The organism is Pseudomonas sp. RT6P73, from assembly GCF_054897715.1.
The window spans coordinates 6,728,026-6,746,987 of sequence record NZ_JBUBUV010000002.1 but is presented as its reverse complement, the minus strand read 5'-3'; the positions used below and the strand labels follow the sequence as shown (position 1 = coordinate 6,746,987).

Sequence of the window (18,962 nt, the reverse complement as noted above, 5' to 3'; positions counted from 1 at the left end):
CCTGTAGCAGCTGTCGAGTGAAACGAGGCTGCGATCTTTTGATTTTCAGCGGTAAAACATCGAATACCCGATTTGCCCCACCGCTTCATTCAACAATTGCCCGCTCTGCCAGATCGACTTGAATTCCGGCATCCAGCCGCCCAGCGGCCGGGCATTGTCCACGCCTAAAAACCCCACCGGCGCCGGCACCACTTCAAACCCTGCCTGTTCAAAGCTCCAGACCGATCGCGGCATGTGCCAGGCTTGTGTGACCACCACTACCCGCTTGATTCCCTGCGGCAACAACACCTCGGCGCTGAACTGCGCGTTCTCCCAGGTCGTGCGGCTACGCCCTTCCTGCCAACGCACGGTCACGCCGAAATCATCGAGCAACGAATCCGCCATCAACTTCGCTTCAGTGGGCGGCGTGCCGTAATGCAGGCCGCCGCTGGTGAGAATGGGCAACCCGGAAGCCTTGGCCAGGCGTGCAGCATATCGTTCACGCTCCAGACCAATACCCGTCGGCTGATCAGCCCCCCAGGCAGTATCGCCACGCTCACGCCCGGAACCCAGCAGCACAATCGCATCCGCGCGCTGACCCAGAGTGGCCCACTCCTCGCGTGCCAGTGGCGGCTCACTTTCCAGGGCCTTGGCGCCCCACTGCACCACCACCGGCAAACTCATCAATAAGAAGCCGCCGAAACCCAAGGCAAAGCACACGCCCGCAAGCCTTGGCCTTGAGCGGCGCAACCACCACGCAAGAGCCAGCAACAGCAACAGAATGCCGGGGGGCAAAAGAAGTTGTTTCACGAAATAGCGAAAAGGCATCGAGCATCTCCATAAGATGCCCGAAGCCTAAGTGGGTTGACGCAATGCGACAACAAATGCGGAAGGATTATGCTTTGAATAAACCATGGGTCATGGCTTGTAGCCGTTACTTGAATTGCAGAGACCGGACCTTTTCCGAGTCCCTGCCAGGTGCCTTGTCCTTGAGCCAGATGATCTTGGCCGAACGTGGTGCGTCGAGTTGCTTCACTGCTGCGGACAAGCATCCGTGTGTTTCACGTTCACTGCGATCCAGATAGGCTTTGACCAGTGCAAACTCTGCGGGGCTCAACCCACGCAGTTCCAGCTCCAAGGGACGCTCATCGCGTAGCCGGTCAGCGGTTTTTGCAGCGTCCAGGGCCATCCCCAGACGATCGATCAGTCTTTCATACAGCACCGGTTTCGTGACTTTTTGCTGTGACTCGGCCATCCCTCACCTCATTGAAGATAAGAATCGCTCCCCATTTAGAGCTTAGCTTCCATGAACAAACCGGCTGAGTGCCGCGACCAACGGCCCTCGGGGTGCAATCAGGGTTTCCCTCGGCAGAGCGCGGTCATGTATGCTACGGCGCTTCCTGTAACTCCACTTCCAGCTCGTCTGGGCACCGAAACGCCAATTTGGCGTCGTCACCGTCCAGCGTTGCATTGAAGAGGATTAGGCCACCCCTATTCAGTTCAAAAGTAGCCATGCACGAACAATATCAGCCCCGTGAAATCGAAGCCGCCGCCCAGTCGTTCTGGGACGAGCAAAAGTCCTTTGAAGTCAGTGAACAGCCAGGCAAGGAGACTTTCTACTGCCTGTCGATGTTCCCTTACCCCAGCGGCAAGCTACACATGGGGCACGTGCGCAACTACACCATCGGCGACGTGATCTCCCGCTATCAGCGCATGCAAGGCAAGAACGTCCTGCAACCCATGGGTTGGGACGCCTTCGGCATGCCGGCGGAAAACGCCGCGATGAAGAACAACGTAGCGCCCGCCAAGTGGACCTACGAAAACATCGCCTACATGAAAACCCAGCTGCGCAGCCTGGGCCTGGCGGTGGACTGGTCCCGCGAGGTAACCACCTGCAAGCCTGATTACTACCGCTGGGAACAATGGCTGTTCACTCGCCTGTTCGAAAAAGGCGTGATCTACAAAAAAAGCGGCACCGTGAACTGGGACCCGGTCGACCAGACCGTTCTGGCCAACGAACAGGTGATCGACGGTCGCGGCTGGCGTTCCGGCGCGCTGATCGAAAAGCGCGAAATCCCGATGTACTACTTCAAGATCACCGCCTACGCGGATGAGCTGCTGGAGAGCCTCGACGAACTGACTGGCTGGCCTGAACAGGTCAAGACCATGCAGCGCAACTGGATCGGCAAATCCCGCGGCATGGAAGTGCAGTTCCCGTACAACGTCGACTCCATCGGCGAAACCGGCGCGCTGAAGGTGTTCACCACCCGTCCGGACACCCTGATGGGCGCCACCTACGTTGCCGTGGCCGCCGAACACCATTTGGCCACCCTGGCCGCGCAGAACAACCCTGAGCTGCAAGCGTTTATCGCCGAATGCAAGGGCGGCAGCGTTGCCGAAGCCGACGTCGCCACGCAAGAGAAGAAAGGCCTGCCTACCGGCCTGTTCGTCGAGCACCCGCTGACTGGCGAGAAGCTGCCTGTATGGGTCGCCAACTATGTGCTGATGCACTACGGCGATGGCGCGGTCATGGCTGTGCCAGCTCACGACGAGCGCGATTTCGAGTTCGCCCACAAGTACGACCTGCCGATCAAATCGGTGGTGCGCACCAGCTCCGGCGAGACCAACCCGGCCCCGTGGCAAGACGCCTATGGCGAGCACGGCACGCTGATCAACTCCGGTGAATTCGACGGTCTGGACTTCGAAGGTGCCTTCGACGCCATCGAAGTTGCGCTGATCAAGAAGAACCTTGGCGCTTCGCGTACCCAGTTCCGCCTGCGCGACTGGGGCATCAGCCGTCAGCGCTACTGGGGCTGCCCGATCCCGATCATTCACTGCACCACCTGCGGTGATGTGCCGGTCCCGGAAGATCAATTGCCTGTGGTACTGCCGGAAGACGTGGTGCCGGATGGCGCCGGTTCGCCGCTGGCGCGCATGCCTGAGTTCTACGAGTGCGCTTGCCCGAAATGCGGCCAGCCTGCCAAGCGTGAAACCGACACCATGGACACCTTCGTCGAGTCGTCGTGGTACTACGCCCGTTACGCCTCGCCGCACTATGAAGGCGGCCTGGTGGAAAAATCCGCGGCCGACCATTGGTTGCCGGTGGATCAGTACATCGGCGGTATCGAACACGCCATTCTTCACCTGCTCTACGCGCGCTTCTTCCACAAGCTGATGCGTGACGAAGGCCTGGTGAACTCCAACGAGCCGTTCAAGAACCTGCTGACCCAAGGCATGGTGATCGCCGAGACTTACTATCGTCGCGAAGCCAACGGTGCCTACACCTGGTTCAACCCGGCGGACGTCGAACTCGAACGCGACAGCAAGGCCAAGGTCATCAGCGCCAAGCTGATCGCAGACGGCCTGCCGGTGGAAATCGGCGGCACCGAGAAGATGGCCAAGTCGAAGAACAACGGCGTCGACCCTCAGTCGATGATTGACCAGTTCGGTGCAGACACCTGCCGCCTGTTCATGATGTTCGCCTCGCCACCTGACATGAGCGCGGAATGGTCCGATTCCGGCGTCGAAGGTTCGCACCGTTTCCTCAAGCGCGTCTGGCGCCTCGCTCAAGCCCACGTCACCCAGGGCCTGCCGGGCAAACTGGACGTCGCCAGCCTGAACGACGAGCAGAAAGCCATTCGCCGTTCGATCCACCTGGCCATCAAGCAGGCCAGCCACGACGTCGGCCAGAACCACAAATTCAACACCGCCATCGCTCAGGTGATGACGCTGATGAACGTGCTGGAAAAAGCCGCGCAAGGCACCGAACAGGATCGCGCACTGGTTCACGACGGTCTGGAAGCCGTGACGTTGCTGCTGGCTCCGATCACCCCGCACATCAGCCACGAGCTGTGGAATCAACTGGGTCACGCTGGCCCTGTGATCGACGCCGGCTGGCCGGTGGTGGACGAAACCGCGCTGGTGCAGGACAGCCTGACGCTGGTCATCCAGGTCAACGGCAAGCTGCGCGGCCAGATCGAAATGCCGGCCACCGCGACTCGCGAAGAAGTCGAAGCCGCTGCCCGTATCAACGAGAACGTGCTGCGCTTCGTCGACGGCCTGACTATTCGTAAAGTGATTGTAGTGCCCGGGAAACTGGTCAATATCGTCGCCAGCTAAAATTGGATCAGGCGCCAGGTGAGCCTGGCGCCGAGTAAAACCTTTCGGGCCGCACGATCGGCCCACATGGTTTCAAGGGGAGCAACAAGATGATCAAACGCAATCTGCTGGTGATGGGCCTTGCAGTCCTGTTGAGCGCCTGCGGTTTCCAGCTGCGCGGCACCGGCACCAATGAACTGGCGATCAAGGAGCTCGATCTGAGCGCCCGCAACGCCTACGGCGAAACCGTGACGCAATTGCGTCAAGTGCTGCAAAGCAGCGGCGTCAAGGTTTACACCGGAGCGCCGTACAAACTGGTGCTGACCGATGAACAGGAAAGCCAGCGCATCCTCAGCTACGCCGGTGCCGGCCGTACTGGCGAATATCAGGTGAGCACCGTGCTGAGCTACGACATCCGTGGCGCACAAAACCTGCCGCTGCTGAGCGACAAGCTCGAAGTGCAGAAGATCTTCATCCACGACGGCAACAACCTGGTGGGTTCCGACCAGGAAGCCGTTACTGCTCGCGTAGAAAGCCGTCGCGAGTTGGTTCAACGCATGATGCTGCGCCTGTCACAACTCACGCCGACTCAGTTGGACCAGCTGCAACAGACCGCCGACGCCAAGGCAAAAGCCGAAGCCCAGGCACTGGAAGCGGCGCAGAAAGCTGAAGCGGAAACCCCGCGTCAGTCGCCCATCGAAATTCCGCAGCAGTAAGACTTACGGGGCGCCCAGGCGCCCCGTTCGCCCTCTCTTATGAAACTCGCCCCCGCCCAACTCGGTAAACACCTGCAAGGTGCCCTCGCACCGGTCTACATCATCAGTGGTGATGACCCGTTGCTGTGCCAGGAAGCCGCCGACGCCATTCGTGCAGCCGCTCGTCAACAGGGCTTCGACGAACGCCAGGTCTTCGCCGCCGACGCCAGTTTCGACTGGGGTACGTTGCTGCAGGCCGGCGCGAGCATGTCGTTGTTTGCCGAAAAGCGCCTGCTGGAACTGCGATTGCCGTCCGGCAAACCCGGTGACAAAGGTGCCGCCGCGTTCATCGAGTACTGCTCGCGCCCGGCCGAAGACACGGTGCTGCTGATCAGCCTGCCCAAGCTGGATGGCAGCGCGCAGAAAACCAAGTGGGGCAAGGCGCTGGTCGAAGGACAGCAGACGCAGTTCGTGCAGATCTGGCCGGTGGATGCCAACCAGTTGCCGAGCTGGATTCGTCAACGGTTGTCCCAGGCCGGGCTTTCTGCCAGCCAGGATGCCGTGGAACTGATTGCCGCGCGAGTGGAAGGCAACCTGCTGGCCGCCGCCCAGGAAATCGAAAAGCTCAAGCTGATGGCCGAAGGTGGCCAGATCACCGTCGAGACCGTGCAAGCGGCGGTGGCCGACAGTGCGCGCTTCGATGTCTTTGGCCTGACCGACGCGATTCTCAACGGCGAAGCCGCCCATGCCCTGCGCATCCTCGAAGGGCTGCGCGGTGAAGGCGTCGAACCCCCCGTGATTCTCTGGGCGCTGGCCCGGGAACTGCGTCTGCTGGCCAACCTTTCGCTGCAGTACAGCCAGGGTGTGCCACTGGACAAAGCCTTCAGCCAGGCCCGTCCGCCGGTCTGGGACAAGCGCAAACCGCTGATGAGCAAAGCCCTGCAACGCTACCCGGCGCAACGCTGGGCGCAGTTGTTGCTGGAAGCGCAGCGCATTGATGCGCAGATCAAGGGTCAGGCGGCCGGGTCGCCGTGGATGAGTTTGAGTCGGTTGTCGTTGTTGATGGCTGGCCAACGCCTGTCGCTGCCCGGCGAGTAAGGCGTTCGACTGCATAACGGCCATTCGCGGGCAAGCCTCGCTCCTACAGGTAGCGTGATCCGTAGGAGCGAGGCTTGCCCGCGAAGGCGTCCGAAAGGTCCTACACAATGTGGGGCTGGACAGACCCGCAACTTCAGCAGATTATTTCCCCCGCAAAAACCAACCTCACACGCGAGCAATCACCATGAGCAAAAAGCCATCCAAACATGGCCCCAACAAGGCCAAATCCATCATCGCCCAGCCACTGTTCCGCAGCCGTCAGGAACGAGCCGGCAAGGGCAAAGGCAGCTACCGCCGCGAAGCCTTCCAGTCTAATAGCTGGGAGGCTTCTTACTTTCTGGCGGCCTGAAAGGCAAGCGTCCGCTCAACATGTTAAGGTCTGCACCTGATTCGTACTCCCTGGACCTGTGCATGCCCCTTTGTCTTTCCCGTCGTTGGCCCCTGCGCCAACTGATCGCTGCCTCCAGCCTCATTTTGCTTGTCGCCTGCGCGGAAAAACCGACCGCCGCCGACGCCCAGCCGCTTCAGACCCTTCCCGTCGCGACAGCCCCTGCGGTCATTCCGCCCGTGGTGCCGACCGGTGAAAACCTCGACATCCAGCCCACCCAGACCTTTGCCGAATGGCAGGCGGGTTTCCGCAAGGATGCGCTGGCCGCCGGCATTCGCGCCGATCTGTTCGACCGCGCCTTCGCCAATATCAGCCTGGACAACAGCGTGATCCGCGCCGATCGCAGCCAGCCCGAATTCTCCCGCCCGGTGTGGGAATACCTCGATGGTGCTCTGTCGCCCCTGCGGGTACGCAAAGGTCAGGCGCTGGTCAGCCAATACGCCGACATTCTGCAAAGCATCGAACAGCGCTACGGCGTCGATCGCCAGGCATTGGTGTCGGTGTGGGGCATGGAGAGTAACTTCGGTCAGTTCCAGGGCAGCAAGTCAGTGATCAACTCCCTGGCGACCCTGGCCTACGAAGGCCGGCGTCCAGGCTTTGCTCATGCGCAACTGATCGCTGCCCTGCAAATCCTGCAGCAAGGCGATATCGAGCCAGAGAAAATGCTCGGCTCCTGGGCCGGCGCCATGGGCCAGACCCAGTTCATCCCGACCACCTACAACACCCACGCCGTGGACTTCGATGGTGACGGTCGCCGCGACATCTGGAACAGCCCCGCCGATGCGCTGGCGTCGACCGCACACTACCTGCAAAGCTCCGGCTGGCAGAGAGGCCAGCCATGGGGCTTCGAAGTGCAGTTGCCGGGTAGCTTCAACTACGTTCTGGCCGACGGCACGATTCGCAAGAGCGTCGCTGAATGGCAACAGTTAGGTGTCTCGCTGCCCAATGGCGCCCAGGTTCCGGCAGGTTCCGAACACCTGTCTGCTGCCCTGCTGCTGCCGGCCGGTTATCGTGGCCCGGCGTTCCTGGTGCTCGACAACTTCCGCGCGATCCTCAAGTACAACAACTCGTCGTCTTATGCCTTGGCGGTGAGCCTATTGTCCGAGCGTTTCAACGGGGCGGGCCTGATCAGCGGAGCGTGGCCAAAAGATGATTTGCCGTTGAGCCGCACCGAGCGGATCGAACTGCAAAGCCTGCTGAGCGCACAGAATTACGATGCGGGCACTGCTGACGGGATTATCGGCGCCAACACCCGCAAAGCGATCCGCAGTGCACAGCAGTCGTTTGGCTGGCCGGCGGACGGGTATCCGACGCACAAGTTGCTTGAAGGCCTGCGTAACCGTTAAAAGCTTCGCGGGCAAGCCTCGCTCCTACAGATCACGCAATCTGTAGGAGCGAGGCTTGCCCGCGAAGACTGACTATCAGGCACTACAGTTCTACCGCTTGATTACAACATCCTGCTCCAACACCAATTCCTTCTTCCCCGCATCCAATCGAACCAGCGCGCCCATCGGCAACGTCAGGTTCGGATCGCAATGCCCGCTGCGCCACCCGGCCAGCACCGGAATCCGCAACGACTCGAATGTCTGCTTGAGCAAACGCTCCAGCGCCACCGCATCAACCCCCGCCACATCCCCCACCAAAACCCCGCGCAATTTGCCGAGCGTGCCGGCCAGACGCAGGTGAGTCAGCAAGCGGTCGATGCGATACAGCGGCTCGTTGATGTCCTCAATAAAAAGAATGACGCCTTCAGCTTCCATCTCATATGGCGTGCCCATGGTCGCGGCTATCATCGACAGATTGCCCCCCAGCAAACGCCCGTGAGCAATGCCTGGCTCGATCGTGGTCAACGGGTAGGCCACGGGGTGCGAAATCACACTGCCCGCCTTCATATGCCCTCTGAGCATGTTGAAAAACGAAGACTCGGTCGGTTTTTGCTTCTCGCCCAGCAGATCGGCATTGAGCAGCGGACCGTGAAAGGTCACAAAACCGGCATAACGACTGATTGCCACGTGCAGCGCCGTGATGTCGCTGTAACCGATGAACGGCTTGGCGTTGTTTTGCAGCAACTCGAAATCGATGCGATCGAGCAACCGCGGCGTGCCGTAACCGCCACGCAGACAAATGATCGCGTCGACTTCGGTGTCGGCGAACGCCGCGTGCAAGTCATTGAGCCGCACGTCGTCGCTACCGGCCAGGTAGCCATCCTGCTCGTACACTCCGGGGAATATCCGCAGCGCATAACCACGAGCGCGCATCCAGGCCACGGCTCTATCGGTATCGAGCCCGGCCGGACCGGCAGGCGCAATGACGCCGATCAGCCCTTCCGAGGGCAAGGCCGGAACGGGTGAGTGAGGAAACAGCGTGTGAGTCGGTCGAACGGTCATCCATGAATCTCCCTGCGCGAAAAACTTCAGCACACACAGTAGTCAGGAACGGGGACAAACAGAAGAGGATCAGTCGCCCCGCAGGTTGCAGGAAAAGACTGTAGTGGCCGTAGGCACGGCCAACAAAAACGCCCGCAAGGCTGAAAAACCTTGCGGGCGCTTTATTACAGAGAAGACATCAATTCAGCTTTAACCAGCTTCGCCTGCTCGTCGGCGTGATACGAGGAACGTACCAGCGGGCCGGAAGCGACGTTTTTGAAGCCCATCTTGTAACCTTCCTCGGCGAACCAGGCGAAGGTGTCCGGGTGCACGAAACGCTGAACCGGCAAGTGGCTGCGGGACGGTTGCAGGTATTGGCCCAGGGTCAGCATGTCGATGTCGTGTTCGCGCATGCGCTTCATGACTTCGATGACTTCTTCGTCGGTTTCACCCAGACCCAGCATCAGGCCGGACTTGGTCGGAATGTGCGGCATCATCTGCTTGAAGCGTTGCAGCAGGGTCAGCGACCACTGGTAGTCCGAACCCGGACGCGCGGCCTTGTACAAGCGAGGCACGGTTTCCAGGTTGTGGTTGAACACATCCGGTGGCTCGGCCGCGGTGATTTCCAGCGCGACGTCCATGCGGCCACGGTAGTCCGGGACCAGGGTTTCGAGCTGCACGTTCGGCGACAGCTTGCGGATCTCGCGGATGCAGTCGGCAAAGTGCTGGGCACCGCCGTCACGCAGGTCGTCGCGGTCTACCGAGGTGATCACCACGTACTTGAGTTTCAGGTCGGCGATGGCGATGGCCAGGCTTTCCGGCTCGTTGACGTCCAGTGGCTTCGGACGACCGTGGCCCACGTCGCAGAACGGGCAGCGACGGGTGCAGATGTCGCCCATGATCATGAAGGTCGCGGTGCCGCCGGAGAAGCACTCGCCGAGGTTCGGGCAGGACGCTTCTTCGCAGACGCTGTGCAGCTTGTGTTTGCGCAGCAGGGCCTTGATGCGGTCGACTTCCGGCGAAACCGGGATGCGCACGCGGATCCAGTCAGGTTTCTTGGGCAGTTCGGTCGTCGGAATGATCTTTACCGGGATGCGTGCAACCTTCTCGGCGCCGCGCAGCTTGACGCCGGCTTCAACCTTGGCACGCGGGGCCGGACGCTCGGTAACATCGAGCGTCGGGATCATGGTTTGCACTGCATCAGTAGTCATATCAGTCGATTCCGCCCGTTAGGGTCGTCTGCTCAGCATAGTCGAGGTGTTTGACGAGCTGCGCGCGCAGCCGGGCACTTACCTCGGCAAATTCAATCGATCCTGCGTGATCGCTCAGCTGGGTCATCGCCAGCCCGGCGTAACCGCAGGGATTAATCCGTCGAAACGGTTCCAGGTTCATGTCCACGTTCAGGGCCAGGCCATGGAAGGAGCAACCGTGGCGGATCCGCAAACCCAGGGACGCTATTTTCGCCCCGTTGACGTAGACACCCGGTGCATCAGGCTTGGCCGCCGCGGTCACGCCGTAGCTGGCCAGCAGCTCGATCAGGCAGTGTTCCATGCGGGTGACCAGGTCACGCACACCGAACCCGAGTTTGCGCACGTCGAGCAGCAGATAGGCCACCAATTGGCCGGGACCGTGGTAAGTCACCTGACCACCGCGATCGACCTGCACCACCGGGATATCCCCCGGAAGCAGCAAGTGCTCGGCCTTGCCAGCCTGGCCTTGAGTGAACACCGGCGGATGTTCGACCAGCCAGATCTCGTCCGCGGCATCGCTGCCGCGTTCGTTGGTGAAGCGTTGCATGGCATGCCAGACCGGCTCGTAAGCCATCTGGCCGAGCTCGCGAAAGCCCAGCGTGCCAGACATCACAGCACCATGTGCACGAAACCGGTAGCCCGCAACTCGCTGTTGATGTCGTACAGCTGTTCTTGACCGGTGGCGATGATGTGCAACTGAATAGTGGTGTACTTGCCGTTGGTGCTCTGGCGCTCGGCCAGGGTCTTGTGGTCAACGGTCGCGTGTTTCTCAAGGATCGCAATGATCTTGTCCTTGAAACCCACGCCGGTATCGCCGATCACCTTGATTGGGTAATCCGCGCAGGGGAATTCGATCTTTGGCGCCTTTACTTCGGTATCTGTCATGGCGTAACGGCCTCGTAAGCCGTGGCAACGAACATGGCCCCGCTCCGGACTGGAGCGGGGCCATGCAAGTCCACACTAATTCAGTTGAACAAGCCGTAGAAGAATAGACGGATGCTATCCCACATGCGGCGGAAGATACCACCCTCCTCGACAGCGTCCAGGGCGATCAGGTCGGCGCTGTGCACCACCTTGTCATCCAGTTTCACTTCGACTTTACCGATCACGTCGCCCTTGGCGATTGGCGCAACCAGTTGCGGGTTCATGGTCATGCTGGCGGCGAGCTTTTTCAGCTGGCCTTTTGGCAGGGTCATAGTCAAGTCTTCAGCCAGGCCAGCCTTGACTTGATTGGTGCTGCCTTTCCAGACAGGAGACTGAGCCAGCTCGGCGCCTTTCTGATAGAAGGTCTGGGTTTCGAAGAAGCGGAAACCGTAGGTCAGCAGCTTCTGGGTTTCAGAGGCACGTGCCACTTCGCTGTTGGTGCCGAACACCACGGCGATCAGGCGCATGCCATCACGTACGGCCGAAGACACCATGCAGTAGCCGGCTTCGTCGGTGTGACCGGTTTTCAGACCGTCGACGGTCTTGTCACGCCACAGCAGCAGGTTGCGGTTCGGTTGCTTGATGCCGTTCCAGAAGAACTCTTTCTGCGAGTAGATCGCATAGTGAGCCGGGTCTTCGTGGATGATCGCGCGAGCCAGCACGGCCATGTCGTGAGCCGACGAGTAGTGCTCAGGGTTCGGCAGGCCGGTCGGGTTCATGAAGTGGCTGTTGGTCATGCCAAGGTCGGCCACGGTTTTGTTCATCATGTCGGCGAAGGCGTCTTCGCTGCCGGCGATGTGCTCGGAGAGCGCAACACTGGCGTCGTTACCCGACTGAATGATGATGCCGTGCAGCAGGTCGCTGACAGTGACTTGCGAGCCGACCTTGATGAACATCCGCGAACCGCCGGTACGCCAGGCGTTTTCGCTGACGGTCACCGGATCGTTTTCACCGATCTGGCCACGACGGATTTCCAGGGTCGCGATGTACGCGGTCATCAGCTTGGTCAGGCTGGCTGGCGGCAGACGCTGATCACCGTTGTTCTCTACCAGCACGTTGCCGCTGCTGGCATCCATGAGCACATAGGCTTTGGCGGCCAGTTGTGGCGGCGACGGCATCATCTCGACCGCAAATGCGGCAGGTGAGAGGAGCAGCGGAACTAGAAGGCACAGGCGTTTGGCAAAGGTGGTGATGTTCATCCGTCTCTCGAAATCGCTAATGGAAACTGCCCGAAGGCAAAACTAATCTAGATGACCTTCTAACGGGCCATCGCGTGTTCAGTTGCTCACTCAGAACCCTTGCCGGGCTTTTGTTCTTCAACGAGCCAACAACCAGGTCCACCCCCCAAACCGCAAGCGAACCGTCACTCAAGTATTACGTATTATTCGGCGGTGACCACGCTCGGTGAACCGAGATTGGCCAGACGCACGCTGTTCTGCACTTGCTGGATTTCACCCGGCGAACCGATCGGCCCCAGGCGCACCCGGTGCAAGGTCTGCTGGTTGCGCACGATCGAGCTGATGAACACCGGAGCGCTCACCATCCCGCTGAGCTTCGATCTCAGGAGTTCTGCAGCGTCCGGGTTGGCGAACGCGCCCACCTGCAGATACTGGCCAGAGGCTGGTACAGAAGCGTTTTTTTTTGCATCAATCTGCACGGGCACTACGGCCGCCGCATGTTGCTGCGGCGGAGGCGTCCATTGCTCGACGGTGCCAGCCGAAGCGGTAATCGTCGGCGCGGCATTTTGCGCTACTTGCGGCTCGTTGAGCATCAAAGGCGCCGGACGGCCCTTTTGTGCCCACCACTGTTGCGGATCGATGCCCTCGACCTTGACCCGCGCTGTGCCGGTTTCGGCGTAACCGAGTTTTTTCGCGGCTGCGTAGGACAAGTCAATGATGCGGTCCGAGTAGAACGGCCCACGATCGTTGACCCGCAGGACCACGCTCTTGTTGTTGTCCAGGTTAGTCACCCGAACGTAACTTGGCAGTGGCAATGTCTTGTGGGCGGCACTCATGCCGTACAGGTCATACACCTCGCCATTGGCGGTGTTCTGCCCGTGGAATTTGGTGCCGTACCAGGACGCCGTGCCCGAGGCGACATAGGTCTTGGATTCCTGCAACGGGAAGTACGTCTTGCCCAGCACGGTGTACGGGTTGGCTTTATAAGGACCGGAGTGCAGGGTCGGCGTGGCATCCGGGATGCGCGATACGTCGACGTCCCACCACGGCGCGCCATCTTTGTGCGCACGGTTGATGTCCAGCCCCGGCGTCGAGCGCACGGCGGGGGATGAAGATTTCTGAGCCGGCGCGCGGCTGGTCGAACAACTGGCGACCAGCATCGCCAACGCGGCAAATGCCATCAGCTTCAGGGGTTTATTCATAGGCAATGCCCGCATTACTTGACGCCCCGTGCTTGGACCAGCTGTTCAGACAGTTGATGTACCGCCATGGCGTACATCACGCTGCGGTTATAACGCGTGATTGCGTAAAAATTCTTCAGGCCCATCCAGTATTCAGTGCCATTGTCACCTTCCAGGCGGAAAGCCGTGACCGGCATATCATCGCGCAGCGCATCATGACTCGACCAGCCCAAGGCTCGCAACTCCCCGACCGTTTTAGTCGGCTCGATGCCCGTCGTCAAACCTTCGTCCACTTGCTCGCCACGCACATCGGCCCGGCTGACCACCGGCTCGCCGGCGACCCAGCCGTGACGCTTGAAATAACTGGCGACGCTGCCAATGGCATCGTCAGGATTGGTCCAGATATTAATGTGGCCATCACCGTCGAAGTCCACCGCATAGGCGCGAAAACTGCTCGGCATGAACTGTGGCAAGCCCATTGCGCCGGCGTATGAGCCTTTGAGGGTCAGCGGATCGACCTGTTCCTCACGGGCCAGTAACAGGAACTCACGCAATTCCTTGCGGAAGAATTCGGCACGGGGAGGATAGTCGAAACCCAGGGTCGACAAGGCGTCGATCACCCGGAAATTGCCGGTATTGCGGCCGAAAAAGGTCTCAACACCGATGATCGAAACGATCACCTGCGCAGGAACGCCGTATTCCTGCTCAGCACGGGCCAGAACGGCCTCGTGTTGACGCCAGAAATCCACACCACGGGCGATGCGCGCATCGGTGATGAACATCGGGCGATATTCGTTCCACTGCTTGACCCGTTCGGCAGGCTTCGAGATCGCGTCCAGAATCGACTGCTTGCGCTCGGCTTCGCGGAACACGCCCATCAGCTGTTCACCGGCAAAACCGTAGTCGCGGGTCATTTCACCGACGAATTCGGCCACCTGGGGTGAGCCTTCGTAATCGCCGGCCAACGCGTCCTGCGCTGTGCCAAGGATGCTTACCAGGCCGACCCACGGCGCGTATCGAGTCGCCCAGCCACGCATTACTTGCATTGACATCTTCACCTTATTCAAACCTGTGCGATCCACTTACGATGGGTATGGATCGACATCAAAACCCCAAACGCTGACAGCAGCGTTACCAGCGAAGTTCCTCCGTAGCTAATGAACGGCAACGGCACCCCCACGACCGGCAACAGGCCACTGACCATACCGATGTTGACGAAAACGTAAACAAAAAACGTCATGGTCAGGCTGCCCGCGAGCAATTTGCCGAACAATGTCTGGGCCTGGGCGGTAATCACCAGCCCACGACCGATCAACAACAAGTAAATCAGCAGCAGTGCGCAGATGCCGACCAGGCCGAATTCTTCGCCCATGACCGCAATGATGAAGTCGGTGTGGCTTTCCGGCAGGAAGTCCAGGTGCGACTGAGTGCCGAGCAGCCAGCCTTTGCCAAACACGCCACCGGAACCGATCGCGGCTTTGGACTGAATGATGTTCCAGCCGGTGCCCAGCGGATCACTTTCCGGGTCGAGGAACGTCAGAACGCGCTGTTTCTGGTAATCGTGCATGACGAAGTACCACATGGCGACTGCCACCGGCACCGCCGCGGCGAGCACGCTGAGGATCCAGCGCCAGCGCAGCCCCCCCATGAACAACACGAATGCGCCGCCAGCGAGGATCAGCAACGAAGTGCCGAGGTCCGGCTGGCGCACGATCAGAATGAACGGTAAACCGATCAGGAACAGACTGACACCCACATGCTTGAGCTGCGGCGGCAAGGTGCGCTTGGACAAGTACCAGGCGATGGTCGCCGGCATCAGGATCTTCATGAACTCCGAAGGCTGGAAGCGAATCACGCCCGGAATGTTGATCCAGCGCGTGGCGCCCATGGCGTTGTGGCCCATGACGTCCACCACCACCAGCAACAGCACGCCGATTACATAACCGACCGGCACCCAACGAGCCATGAAACGCGGCTCGAACTGGGCGATGACGATCATCGACACCAGGCCGATGCCGAACGAAGTGGCTTGCTTGGCCAGCAGGTCCCAGCTCTTGCCACTGGCCGAATACAGCACGAACAGGCTACCGGCGGCGAGGGTCAGCAGCAGGATCAGCAGCGGGCCATCAATGTGCATGCGTTGCAACAGCGTCGCGCGGCGACGCATCACATCCTCGCTGGAGAGGATGCGATCGAAATTACTCTTCACGGGCCGTAGCCTCCGCACTGATAGGGCTGGCGTATTCGGCCTTCAACCGACCGTCCTGGTCCAGAAGCCAGGCGTCCATGATTTGACGCACCACGGGCGCGGCGACGCCGGAACCGGACTCACCGTTCTCGACCATCACCGACACTACGATTTTCGGGTCGTCGGCCGGTGCGAAGCCGACGAACAAGGCGTGGTCGCGATGGCGTTCCTGAACCTTGGAGCGATCGTACTTCTCGCCCTGCTTGATCGCGACCACCTGGGCCGTACCACTTTTACCCGCGATGCGGTATTGCGCACCGATCGCCGCCTTGCGCGCCGTACCCCGGGCACCGTGCATCACCTGCTGCATGCCGTGGTTGACCCTGGTCCAGTCGGACGGGTCGCGCAGGACGATGTCCGGAATCGGGTTTTCATCCTTGGGCCGCTCGCCTTCGACGGTCTTGGCCAGGTGCGGACGGTTCCAGACACCCTTGCTCGCGACCAGCGCCGTGGCCTGGGCCAGTTGCAATGGCGTGGACTGCATGTAGCCCTGACCGATCCCCAGAATCAGCGTTTCGCCCGGGTACCAGGCCTGACGTCGGGTTGCACGCTTCCATTCCCGTGTCGGCATCAGCCCCGGTGACTCTTCGAACATGTCCAGCGAGACCTTCTGGCCGATGCCGAACTTGGTCATGTACGCCGACAAGCGATCGATTCCCAGCTTGTGGGCCAGGTCGTAGAAGTAGGTGTCGTTGGACCGCATGATCGCCGTGTCGAGATCGACGTAGCCGTCACCGGTACGGTTCCAGTTACGGTATTTGTGATCGTAGTTGGGCAACTGGTAATAGCCTGGGTCATACACCCGACTCGACGCGGTCACAACGCCAGCATCCAGGCCAGCAATTGCCACCGCCGGTTTGATGGTCGAGCCCGGCGGGTACAGGCCGCGCAGCACGCGGTTGAACAGTGGCCGGTCGATGGAATCGCGCAGCTCGGCATAGGCCTTGAAGCCGATGCCGGTGACGAACAGGTTCGGGTCGAAACTCGGCGCACTGACCATCGCCAGCACTTCGCCGGTTTTCGGGTCCAGCGCCACCACCGCACCACGACGACCGCCGAGTGCCGCTTCGGCAGCTTCCTGCAATTTGATGTCCAGGCTCAGGACGATGTCCTTGCCGGGAATCGGATCGGTACGCTTGAGCACGCGCAAGACGCGGCCCCGAGCGTTGGTCTCGACTTCTTCGTAACCCACCTGACCGTGCAGCTCGGGCTCGTAGAAACGCTCGATGCCGGTTTTGCCGATGTGGTGGGTGCCGCTGTAATTGACCGGATCGAGCGACTTCAGCTCTTTCTCGTTGATCCGCCCCATGTAGCCCACCGAGTGCGCAAAGTGCGGACCCTGCGGGTAGTGACGCACCAACTGCGCGACCACTTCCACCCCCGGCAGTCGGAACTGATTCACCGCAATCCGGGCGATCTGCTCTTCAGTCAGCTCGAACAGGATCGGCACCGGCTCGAAAGGCCGGCGCCCCTGACGCATGCGCTTCTCGAAGATCACCCGATCTTCGGGCGTCAGCTCCAGCACTTCGACGATCACGTCGAGCACTTGCTGCCAGTCGCCGGACCGTTCGCGGGTCATGCTCAGGCTGAAGCTGGGCCGGTTATCGGCCACCACCACGCCATTGCGGTCGAAGATCAGCCCGCGCGTTGGCGGAATCGGCTGCACATGGACGCGGTTGTTTTCCGACAGGGTCGAGTGGTACTCGTACTGAATCACCTGGAGGAAATACAGCCGCGCGATCAGCACACAGATCAGCAACACCACCGCAATTGCCCCGAACACGACGCGGCCACGCACCAGACGGGCGTCTTTTTCGTGGTCCTTGATGCGGATCGGCTGGGGCATGAGGGCAGAACTACTTGTGGTAAGGGTGGCCGGACAAGACTGTCCAGGCACGGTACAGCTGTTCGCCGATCAGAATCCGCACCAGCGGGTGCGGCAACGTCAACGGCGACAACGACCAGCGCTGATCGGCCCGCGCACACACTTCCGGCGCCAGCCCTTCGGGGCCGCCGACCATGAAATTCACCGTGCGCGAGTCCAGCCGCCAGCGATCGAGCTCGACCGCCAACTGCTCGGTGCTCCAGGGCTTGCCGTGGACTTCGAGGGTCACAACACGCTCATTCGGCCCGACCTTCGCCAGCATGGCTTCGCCTTCCTGACGGATGAAGCGCGCCACGTCGGCGTTCTTGCCACGGGTGTTGAGCGGTATTTCCACCAGTTCCAGCGCCAGCTCGGACGGAAGACGCTTGGCATATTCATGCCAGCCTTCTTCCACCCACTTGGGCATGCGTGAACCGACGGCGATCAGTCGCAGTCGCACAGCGGTCCCTTATTGCTGGTCTTTGTTGAGCTTGATGAAGTGCTCATGGGTGTTTTCCGGGCTGTGGTGAGCCGCGTTCAGAGCACGGCTCTGTTCCGCACCGGACCACAGACGCTCGAGGTCGTAAAACTGACGAGCCGAGGCAGTCATCATGTGAACGATGACATCATCCATGTCCAGCAGTACCCAATCGCTGTCGCCCTTGCCTTCTTCACCCAACGGCTTGACGCCCAGGGCTTTGACGGCCTCGCGAACCTTGTCCAGCATCGCGCCGATCTGACGGTTCGAAGTACCGGTAGCGATGATCATGTAGTCAGTGATGCTCTGCTTTTCACGAACGTCGATGACCTGGATGTCCTGGCCCTTGACGTCTTCCAGGGCGGCTACGGCAACCTTGACCAGCTCATCACCCTTCAGGGGCTCGGTGCTGAGAACCGGCTCAGGGAGCGGAGCGCTCTTGAACGTGCCTTTGCGCTTTACTTTAGTTACGTCTTTGTTCGTCATATAAAACTCGTTTTGCTCGTATGTTCGGGCGCTTCGGTACACGCGTTCACGTGTTTTGAAGCGCTCCCTTTTTCAGTTCGACGCACGGTAGAGTCCGTGCGCATCGATGTAGGCCAGGACCGCGTCGGGCACCAGGAAACGTACCGACTTACCGCTGGCCAGCAGTTGACGGATCTGGGTGGCGGATACCGCGAGCGGCGTCTGCCAGACGAATGCAATCTGTCCGCTCGGCCCTTTGAGGGCCAGCGGGTCGCTCACCGAGCGTGCCGCCAACAGATTGCGCAAGGCATCCGGCGGTTCGCTGTCGGCATCCGGGCGTTGCAGCACCAGGATGTGGCAATGCTGGAGCAACTCTTCCCAGCGGTGCCAAGTGGGCAGGCCGCAAAATGCGTCCCAGCCCAAAAGTAGAAAAACCTGGTCGGAGGCGGCCAATTCGGCACGCATCAGTTCCAGGGTGTCGATGGTGTAGGACGGTTTGTCCCGCTGCAATTCGCGGGCGTCCACCACCAACGGCGCCACACCGGCCACCGCGCACTCGACCATCGCCAGACGGTCCTTTGCCGACACCTGCGGCGTACCGCGATGTGGCGGCCTGGCACTGGGTGTCAGGCGTAATTCATCAAGCGCCAACGATTCGGCGACTTCCAGCGCACCGCGCAAATGGCCGATGTGCACCGGGTCGAACGTCCCGCCCAGGACGCCAATGCGTCGAGGCACAGGCTCGCTGGC

19 protein-coding genes are annotated in these 18,962 nt (G+C 60.6%); 5 read left to right on the top strand and 14 right to left on the bottom strand.

Annotated elements, in window-relative coordinates:
• Positions 1–45 precede the first annotated feature (45 nt).
• Both ACYZT6_RS31075 and ACYZT6_RS31070 read right to left on the bottom strand, forming a co-directional pair.
• A complete protein-coding gene (locus ACYZT6_RS31075) occupies positions 46–807 on the bottom strand; it encodes a YdcF family protein (protein WP_462029886.1) in 762 nt (253 codons plus the stop codon).
• Between the two features lie 106 nt (positions 808–913).
• Positions 914–1,234: a hypothetical protein gene (locus ACYZT6_RS31070; RefSeq protein ID WP_462029885.1), complete on the bottom strand. Its 321-nt coding sequence runs from the start codon at positions 1,232–1,234 to the stop codon at positions 914–916.
• A gap of 257 nt (positions 1,235–1,491) precedes the next feature.
• Between ACYZT6_RS31070 and leuS the strand changes: the two genes are divergently transcribed.
• The 5 genes from leuS (at position 1,492) to ACYZT6_RS31045 (ending at position 7,604) form a co-directional block, all read left to right on the top strand.
• Positions 1,492–4,098, top strand: a complete 2,607-nt coding sequence (leuS, locus tag ACYZT6_RS31065) for a leucine--tRNA ligase (protein WP_462029884.1) — start codon at positions 1,492–1,494, stop codon at positions 4,096–4,098.
• Between the two features lie 89 nt (positions 4,099–4,187).
• Complete coding sequence (locus ACYZT6_RS31060; RefSeq protein WP_462029883.1) at positions 4,188–4,793, top strand: LPS-assembly lipoprotein LptE; 606 nt, start codon at positions 4,188–4,190, stop codon at positions 4,791–4,793.
• A 39-nt stretch (positions 4,794–4,832) separates the two neighbouring features.
• Complete coding sequence (gene holA, locus ACYZT6_RS31055) at positions 4,833–5,870, top strand: DNA polymerase III subunit delta (RefSeq protein WP_462029882.1); 1,038 nt, start codon at positions 4,833–4,835, stop codon at positions 5,868–5,870.
• Between the two features lie 184 nt (positions 5,871–6,054).
• Complete coding sequence (gene arfA, locus ACYZT6_RS31050; protein ID WP_003176285.1) at positions 6,055–6,219, top strand: alternative ribosome rescue factor ArfA; 165 nt, start codon at positions 6,055–6,057, stop codon at positions 6,217–6,219.
• A 62-nt stretch (positions 6,220–6,281) separates the two neighbouring features.
• Positions 6,282–7,604 (top strand): lytic murein transglycosylase, encoded by a 1,323-nt coding sequence (locus ACYZT6_RS31045; RefSeq protein WP_462029881.1) that lies wholly within the window; start codon positions 6,282–6,284, stop codon positions 7,602–7,604.
• Between the two features lie 90 nt (positions 7,605–7,694).
• On the opposite strand, the gene ACYZT6_RS31040 is transcribed toward ACYZT6_RS31045, so the two are convergent.
• From ACYZT6_RS31040 to nadD, 12 genes are all read right to left on the bottom strand, one after another.
• Complete coding sequence (locus ACYZT6_RS31040) at positions 7,695–8,645, bottom strand: S66 peptidase family protein (RefSeq protein WP_462029880.1); 951 nt, start codon at positions 8,643–8,645, stop codon at positions 7,695–7,697.
• A gap of 164 nt (positions 8,646–8,809) precedes the next feature.
• The gene (gene lipA / locus ACYZT6_RS31035; protein ID WP_109786349.1) at positions 8,810–9,835 is read right to left on the bottom strand and encodes a lipoyl synthase; all 1,026 of its coding nucleotides are present in this window, start codon (positions 9,833–9,835) and stop codon (positions 8,810–8,812) included.
• A gap of 1 nt (position 9,836) precedes the next feature.
• On the bottom strand, positions 9,837–10,484 hold the full coding sequence (gene lipB / locus ACYZT6_RS31030; protein WP_109635131.1) for a lipoyl(octanoyl) transferase LipB: 648 nt from the start codon (positions 10,482–10,484) through the stop codon (positions 9,837–9,839).
• Positions 10,484–10,759 (bottom strand): DUF493 domain-containing protein, encoded by a 276-nt coding sequence (locus tag ACYZT6_RS31025; protein ID WP_008152827.1) that lies wholly within the window; start codon positions 10,757–10,759, stop codon positions 10,484–10,486. The genes lipB and ACYZT6_RS31025 overlap by 1 nt, the downstream gene beginning before the upstream one ends.
• An 80-nt stretch (positions 10,760–10,839) precedes the next feature.
• The gene (locus ACYZT6_RS31020; RefSeq protein ID WP_462029879.1) at positions 10,840–11,997 is read right to left on the bottom strand and encodes a D-alanyl-D-alanine carboxypeptidase family protein; all 1,158 of its coding nucleotides are present in this window, start codon (positions 11,995–11,997) and stop codon (positions 10,840–10,842) included.
• 182 nt (positions 11,998–12,179) lie between these two features.
• Complete coding sequence (locus tag ACYZT6_RS31015) at positions 12,180–13,193, bottom strand: septal ring lytic transglycosylase RlpA family protein (RefSeq protein ID WP_462029878.1); 1,014 nt, start codon at positions 13,191–13,193, stop codon at positions 12,180–12,182.
• A complete protein-coding gene (mltB, locus tag ACYZT6_RS31010) occupies positions 13,193–14,203 on the bottom strand; it encodes a lytic murein transglycosylase B (protein WP_462029877.1) in 1,011 nt (336 codons plus the stop codon). The genes ACYZT6_RS31015 and mltB overlap by 1 nt, the downstream gene beginning before the upstream one ends.
• Positions 14,204–14,220: 17 nt before the next feature.
• Positions 14,221–15,324: a rod shape-determining protein RodA gene (rodA, locus tag ACYZT6_RS31005; protein ID WP_074880374.1), complete on the bottom strand. Its 1,104-nt coding sequence runs from the start codon at positions 15,322–15,324 to the stop codon at positions 14,221–14,223.
• Between the two features lie 31 nt (positions 15,325–15,355).
• Positions 15,356–17,251, bottom strand: coding sequence for a penicillin-binding protein 2 (gene mrdA, locus ACYZT6_RS31000; protein ID WP_462029876.1), 1,896 nt, complete (start codon positions 17,249–17,251; stop codon positions 15,356–15,358).
• A 10-nt stretch (positions 17,252–17,261) separates the two neighbouring features.
• Positions 17,262–17,729, bottom strand: coding sequence for a 23S rRNA (pseudouridine(1915)-N(3))-methyltransferase RlmH (rlmH, locus tag ACYZT6_RS30995; protein WP_007937439.1), 468 nt, complete (start codon positions 17,727–17,729; stop codon positions 17,262–17,264).
• Between the two features lie 9 nt (positions 17,730–17,738).
• On the bottom strand, positions 17,739–18,233 hold the full coding sequence (gene rsfS, locus ACYZT6_RS30990) for a ribosome silencing factor (protein ID WP_201116118.1): 495 nt from the start codon (positions 18,231–18,233) through the stop codon (positions 17,739–17,741).
• Between the two features lie 72 nt (positions 18,234–18,305).
• Positions 18,306–18,950 carry a nicotinate-nucleotide adenylyltransferase gene (gene nadD / locus ACYZT6_RS30985; protein WP_462030037.1) on the bottom strand — a complete coding sequence of 215 codons (645 nt, stop codon included), beginning with the start codon at positions 18,948–18,950 and terminating at the stop codon, positions 18,306–18,308.
• Between the last annotated feature and the right edge of the window lie 12 nt (positions 18,951–18,962).

Excerpts from the sequence above, each read along its gene's own strand:
- mltB (WP_462029877.1), bottom strand. The coding sequence starts at position 14,203 with ATGCAAGTAATGCGTGGCTGGGCGACTCGATACGCGCCGTGGGTCGGC.
- ACYZT6_RS31060 (WP_462029883.1), top strand. The coding sequence starts at position 4,188 with ATGATCAAACGCAATCTGCTGGTGATGGGCCTTGCAGTCCTGTTGAGC.
- ACYZT6_RS31070 (WP_462029885.1), bottom strand. The coding sequence starts at position 1,234 with ATGGCCGAGTCACAGCAAAAAGTCACGAAACCGGTGCTGTATGAAAGA.
- mrdA (WP_462029876.1), bottom strand. The coding sequence starts at position 17,251 with ATGCCCCAGCCGATCCGCATCAAGGACCACGAAAAAGACGCCCGTCTG.
- lipB (WP_109635131.1), bottom strand. The coding sequence starts at position 10,484 with ATGTCTGGCACGCTGGGCTTTCGCGAGCTCGGCCAGATGGCTTACGAG.
- ACYZT6_RS31075 (WP_462029886.1), bottom strand. The coding sequence starts at position 807 with ATGCCTTTTCGCTATTTCGTGAAACAACTTCTTTTGCCCCCCGGCATT.
- holA (WP_462029882.1), top strand. The coding sequence starts at position 4,833 with ATGAAACTCGCCCCCGCCCAACTCGGTAAACACCTGCAAGGTGCCCTC.
- lipA (WP_109786349.1), bottom strand. The coding sequence starts at position 9,835 with ATGACTACTGATGCAGTGCAAACCATGATCCCGACGCTCGATGTTACC.
- arfA (WP_003176285.1), top strand. The coding sequence starts at position 6,055 with ATGAGCAAAAAGCCATCCAAACATGGCCCCAACAAGGCCAAATCCATC.
- ACYZT6_RS31045 (WP_462029881.1), top strand. The coding sequence starts at position 6,282 with ATGCCCCTTTGTCTTTCCCGTCGTTGGCCCCTGCGCCAACTGATCGCT.
- ACYZT6_RS31025 (WP_008152827.1), bottom strand. The coding sequence starts at position 10,759 with ATGACAGATACCGAAGTAAAGGCGCCAAAGATCGAATTCCCCTGCGCG.
- ACYZT6_RS31020 (WP_462029879.1), bottom strand. The coding sequence starts at position 11,997 with ATGAACATCACCACCTTTGCCAAACGCCTGTGCCTTCTAGTTCCGCTG.
- rodA (WP_074880374.1), bottom strand. The coding sequence starts at position 15,324 with ATGCGTCGCCGCGCGACGCTGTTGCAACGCATGCACATTGATGGCCCG.
- rsfS (WP_201116118.1), bottom strand. The coding sequence starts at position 18,233 with ATGACGAACAAAGACGTAACTAAAGTAAAGCGCAAAGGCACGTTCAAG.
- leuS (WP_462029884.1), top strand. The coding sequence starts at position 1,492 with ATGCACGAACAATATCAGCCCCGTGAAATCGAAGCCGCCGCCCAGTCG.
- ACYZT6_RS31040 (WP_462029880.1), bottom strand. The coding sequence starts at position 8,645 with ATGACCGTTCGACCGACTCACACGCTGTTTCCTCACTCACCCGTTCCG.
- ACYZT6_RS31015 (WP_462029878.1), bottom strand. The coding sequence starts at position 13,193 with ATGCGGGCATTGCCTATGAATAAACCCCTGAAGCTGATGGCATTTGCC.